This is a genomic window from Helicobacter brantae (assembly GCF_003364205.1).
Classification (GTDB): Bacteria; Campylobacterota; Campylobacteria; order Campylobacterales; family Helicobacteraceae; genus Helicobacter_G; species Helicobacter_G brantae.
This window is the reverse complement of sequence record NZ_NXLV01000026.1, coordinates 1-5,802: the sequence shown is the minus strand read 5'-3', so window position 1 is coordinate 5,802 and position 5,802 is coordinate 1. Positions and strand designations below refer to the sequence as shown.

2 tRNA genes and 3 rRNA genes are annotated in these 5,802 nt (G+C 45.7%); all 5 read right to left on the bottom strand.

Annotated features, from left to right (window positions below):
* Positions 1-30 precede the first annotated feature (30 nt).
* The 5 genes from rrf to CQA58_RS08070 all read right to left on the bottom strand — a co-directional run bounded on the left by rrf (position 31) and on the right by CQA58_RS08070 (position 5,319).
* Positions 31-146: ribosomal RNA gene (rrf, locus tag CQA58_RS08090) — 5S ribosomal RNA — on the bottom strand.
* A gap of 140 nt (positions 147-286) precedes the next feature.
* Positions 287-3,271, bottom strand: a 23S ribosomal RNA gene (locus CQA58_RS08085).
* A gap of 280 nt (positions 3,272-3,551) precedes the next feature.
* A tRNA-Ala gene (locus tag CQA58_RS08080) sits at positions 3,552-3,627 on the bottom strand.
* A 4-nt stretch (positions 3,628-3,631) separates the two neighbouring features.
* Positions 3,632-3,708, bottom strand: a tRNA-Ile gene (locus tag CQA58_RS08075).
* Positions 3,709-3,819: 111 nt separating this feature from the next.
* Positions 3,820-5,319 (bottom strand): 16S ribosomal RNA (locus tag CQA58_RS08070).
* The 16S, 23S and 5S rRNA genes sit together here with 2 tRNA genes alongside, the layout of an rRNA operon.
* Positions 5,320-5,802: the final 483 nt, after the last annotated feature.

Sequence of the window (5,802 nt, the reverse complement as noted above, 5' to 3'; positions counted from 1 at the left end):
TACTGAAGTAAAAAAGAAGATTAAATCCCAACCCTGCATCGACCTACGTTCCCACACCTGAAAGGTGCAGTATCATCAGCGATGAGGAGCTTAACTTCCAGGTTCGGAATGGAGCTGGGTGTGGCCTCCTCTCTATAGACACAGGGAAAAGGGAAGAGAAGATAAGCTCTTATCCTCTATTCCCTTTTCTTGGGTGAGATTATAACATATTAAAGCCCTTTAGTATAAGCTATACACTCAATAAGGCAGTGAAGACTTCATTCACTAGGTCTTATCTTATTTGATAAAAAATAAGCCAAACGGTCTATTAGTATTAGTCAGCTAAATGCATTACTGCACTTACACACCTAACCTATCAAGCAAGTAGTCTTCTTGCGACCTTCAGGGAAAGTTAATCTTGGAGTTGGCTTCCCGCTTAGATGCTTTCAGCGGTTATCACATCCGTGCGTAGCTACCCAGCGATGCTCTTGGCAGAACAACTGGTACACTAGTGGCACGTCCATCCCGGTCCTCTCGTACTAGGGACAGCTCTCCTCAACTTTCCTACGCCCACGGCAGATAGGGACCGAACTGTCTCACGACGTTCTGAACCCAGCTCGCGTACCGCTTTAAATGGCGAACAGCCATACCCTTGGGACCTGCTCCAGCCCCAGGATGCGATGAGCCGACATCGAGGTGCCAAACCTCCCCGTCGATGTGAGCTCTTGGGGGAGATCAGCCTGTTATCCCCGGGGTACCTTTTATCCTTTGAGCGATGGCCCTTCCACACAGAACCACCGGATCACTATGACCGACTTTCGTCTCTGCTTGACTTGTTTGTCTTACAGTCAGGCTGGCTTATGCCATTACACTCAACTTGCGATTTCCAACCGCAATGAGCCAACCTTTGCAAGCCTCCGTTACTTTTTAGGAGGCGACCGCCCCAGTCAAACTACCCACCAGGCATTGTCCTGCTTGAGGATAACTCAAGCCAGTTAGCAGACAGAAACATTAAGGGTGGTATCTCAAGGATGGCTCCATCTCCACCGGAGTGAAGATTTCAAAGCCTCCCACCTATCCTGCGCATAATGCTCCCATCGGCAGTGCCAAGCTGTAGTAAAGGTCCACGGGGTCTTTCCGTCTTGCCGCGGGTAGGAGGAATTTTCACCTCCACTACAATTTCACTGAATCCCTGGTTGAGACAGCTCCCATCTCGTTACGCCATTCATGCAGGTCGGTATTTAACCGACAAGGAATTTCGCTACCTTAGGACCGTTATAGTTACGGCCGCCGTTTACTCGGGCTTCAATTCAAAGCTTCATCTTGCGACTGACTAATCCTCTTAACCTTCGAGCACCGGGCAGGCGTCACACCTTATACTTCCTCTTACGAGTTTGCAAAGTGCTGTGTTTTTGGTAAACAGTCGGGAGGGACTCTTTGCTGAGACCTACTTTCGTAGGCACACCTTATCGCGAACTTACGGTGCTAGTTTGCAGAGTTCCTTAACCAGAGTTCTTTCACGCGCCTTAGAATACTCATCTCATCTACCTGTGTCGGTTTGCGGTACGGGCAACATTAGCTAAACTTAGAAGCTTTTCTTGGCACGACGGTATCAGTGATTCTCCCTTCCATCCGAAGACTTCAGAGAGCCTGTCAGGTTTGTGATACAGGAGCGGATTTGCCAATCTCCCAACTTACACCCTTCGACCAACTATTCCATCAGTTGGCTCACCTAACCCTATGCGTCCCTCCATCGCACACTAATGTTGGTATAGGAATATTAACCTATTTGCCATCGCCTACCCCTTTCGGACTCGGCTTAGGACCCGACTAACCCTACGATGACGAGCATCGCGTAGGAAACCTTAGACTTACGGCGAATATGATTCTCACATATTTTATCGCTACTCATTCCTGCATGCTCACTTCGCATCGCTCCAGCACTTCTTGCCGATATACCTTCAACGCAGATACGAACGCTCTCCTACCACTACGCGGCACAATTTAAACTATCTTAGCTAGAGATTTGCTTCTCTCTTTGTGAGAGAAGAAATATAACTTTGCTTCCTAGTTTCTAGCACTTTAGATAATCTAAATTGTGCCGCGTAATCTACAAATTCGGTGTCTATCTTAGCCCCGTTATATTTTCAGCGCGCAATCACTAGACCAGTGAGCTGTTACGCTTTCTTTAAAGGATGGCTGCTTCTAAGCCAACCTCCTGGTTGTCTAAGTAACTGTACATCTTTTTCCACTCAGAATAGAACTTTGGGACCTTATTTGGTAGTCTGGGTTGTTCCCCTCTTGACGATTGATTTTATCACCCACCGCCTGACTCCCAAGATACGGTAATAGGTATTCGAAGTTTGACAGGGTTTGGTACCGCGGTGAGCAGCCCTAGCCCAATCAGAGCTCTACCCCCTATTACTATCACTTGAGGCTATACCTAAATATATTTCGGAGAGAACCAGCTATCACTGAGTTTGTTTGGCCTTTCACCCCTATCCACAGCTCATCCCAACCCGTTTCAATGGGTACGAGTTCAGTCCTCCACGAGCTATTACACTCGCTTCAACTTGGCCATGGATAGATCACTCAGCTTCGGGTCTGCAGCATCTGACTAATCGCCCTTTCAGACTCGCTTTCGCTACGGCTTCGCGTTTGCTTAACCTCGCCAGATACCACAACTCGCAGGATCATTATGCAAAAGGCAGTCCGTCACCCTGATAAATCATAGGGCTCCGAATGATTGTAGGCAGATGGTTTCAGGTTCTATTTCACTCCGCTCACTGCGGTTCTTTTCACCTTTCCCTCACGGTACTTGTTCGCTATCGGTCAAAGAGTAGTATTTAGGGTTGGAGAGTGGTCTCCCCTGCTTCAGTCCGGATTTCACGTGTCCTGACCTACTCTGGATCCTGCTACCTATGTATCACTTTTCATATACGGGGCTATCACCCTGTGTCGCCAAACTTTCCAGATTGTTCTACTAAATGATACAAGTGGATGTTGCAGTCCTCAACCCCGAATGCAAGCATTCGGTTTGCCCTCTTCCCCGTTCGCTCGCCGCTACTAGGAGAATCTCGTTTGATTTCTTTTCCTCTAGGTACTGAGATGTTTCACTTCCCTAGGTTCGCTCCATTTAAGGTAATACATATCTCTATGTATTGGGTTGCCCCATTCGGAAATCTACGGATCAAAGCTTCTTGACAGCTCCCCGTAGCTTATCGCAGTCTAGTACGTCCTTCATCGCCTCTCTTTGCCAAGGCATCCACCATCTGCCCTTAAAAGCTTACTTTTAATGCTTTCAAAGTATCAATAAAACTGCTATGTGAATGATTCTAAGTCATCACTGCCTTATTGAATGTATATAAAGCTCAAAGAATAATTCTTTTGCTCTTTACTACTTTCTATAAAACAGAGTATTGTAGTCTTATTACTATTAGGCTTTAACAATGTGTTTTTAAATAACATTAGACTTCTAATAAAGTCTAATATAAATCTTACACTCTTAAAGACTTATATTAGACTTCAACCTTTCTTTCTCAAGAAAAAGTCTTTTAAAGATTTTTAGACTTTGGTGGAGAATAGCGGGATCGAACCGCTGACCTCCTGCGTGCAAAGCAGGCGCTCTCCCAGCTGAGCTAATTCCCCATAATGGTGGGCTTAGGAGGACTCGAACCTCCGACCTCACCCTTATCAGGGGTGCGCTCTAACCACCTGAGCTATAAGCCCCTACTTTGAAAAAGCACTAACCCAAGAGTAATAATCTCTGAAAACTAAGCAAAAGTCAGAAAAGCTTTAAAGCTTGAAGCAAGATAAACGAATATCTGCTTATATCTCTTGAAAGGAGGTGATCCAACCGCAGGTTCACCTACGGTTACCTTGTTACGACTTCACCCCAGTCGCTGCATCCGCCGTGGACGGTAGCCAGTTTAGCATCCCGGCTTAAGGCGAATACAACTCCCATGGTGTGACGGGCGGTGAGTACAAGACCCGGGAACGTATTCACCGTGACATGGCTGATTCACGATTACTAGCGATTCCAGCTTCATGTAGTCGAGTTGCAGACTACAATCCGAACTGAGATATGTTTTTGAGATTTGCTCCACCTCGCGGTATTGCGTCTCTTTGTACATACCATTGTAGCACGTGTGTAGCCCTAGGCGTAAGGGCCATGATGACTTGACGTCGTCCTCACCTTCCTCCTCCTTACGAAGGCAGTCTCCCTAGAGTGCTCAGCCGAACTGCTAGCAACTAAGGACGAGGGTTGCGCTCGTTGCGGGACTTAACCCAACATCTCACGACACGAGCTGACGACAGCCGTGCAGCACCTGTTTTCAAGCTCTGGCAAGCCAGCACTCCGCTATCTCTAGCAGATTCTATCAATGTCAAGCCTAGGTAAGGTTCTTCGTGTATCTTCGAATTAAACCACATGCTCCACCGCTTGTGCGGGTCCCCGTCTATTCCTTTGAGTTTTAATCTTGCGACCGTACTCCCCAGGCGGAATGCTTAATGCGTTAGCTGCATTACTGGAGTGACAAGCACCCCAACAACTAGCATTCATCGTTTAGGGCGTGGACTACCAGGGTATCTAATCCTGTTTGCTCCCCACGCTTTCGCGCATCAGCGTCAGTAATGTTCCAGCAGGTCGCCTTCGCAATGAGTATTCCTCTTGATCTCTACGGATTTTACCCCTACACCAAGAATTCCACCTACCTCTCCCATACTCTAGAATGGCAGTTTCAAATGCAGTTCTATGGTTAAGCCATAGGATTTCACATCTGACTTACTATCCCGCCTACGCGCTCTTTACGCCCAGTGATTCCGAGTAACGCTTGCACCCTCCGTATTACCGCGGCTGCTGGCACGGAGTTAGCCGGTGCTTATTCGTTAGATACCGTCATAATCTTCTCTAACAAAAGGAGTTTACAATCCTAAAACCTTCATCCTCCACGCGGCGTTGCTGCTTCAGGCTTTCGCCCATTGAGCAATATTCCCTACTGCTGCCTCCCGTAGGAGTCTGGACCGTGTCTCAGTTCCAGTGTGTCCGTTCACCCTCTCAGGCCGGATACCCGTCATAGCCTTGGTGAGCCATTACCTCACCAACTAGCTGATAGGACATAGGCTGATCCCATAGCGAAAAACTTTCCCTCGTAAGGAGTATCCGGTATTAATCACCGTTTCCAGTGGCTATCCCAGACTATGGGGCACATAACCTATGCATTACTCACCCGTGCGCCACTAATCCACTTTCTAGCAAGCTAAAAAGCTTCATCGTTCGACTTGCATGTATTAGGCACGCCGCCAGCGTTCACTCTGAGCCAGGATCAAACTCTCCATAAAAAACGTTGTGTTTGTCCTAAAACTCTGTTATGTCTTTAAATCACAAGTTATAACTTCAATATAGAATAAATCTATACGGGTTATAAGAGTTGTAAATATAAATAACATCAGAATATTAAGTAGATTTGCTTTTTATAGTCTTAGCAAGACTTTATTATGCTTATCACTTAACTTTCTTTTGCTTAGTTGTCAAAGATCATTATCTAAAGTTATTTAAGTGTTTCAAAACTTTGCTTTCAAAATCTAGAACAATCAAATAAAAATAAATAGAACATTCACTCAATCACTTTACTCACTTCACTCTCTCATCAAAAGAAAAAGACAATAAGATTTCTAACTCTTTAGAGATTAGAAACTAAAGCCAAATTCTAGGGAGATAAAGTGTCTCACTGATTGGGAAGTGGAATAATACAACAAAAAAATGAAAATGAGTCAAGAAATTGCAAAAAATTTGAAAAAAATTGCAAATTTAGTGAAAAATGA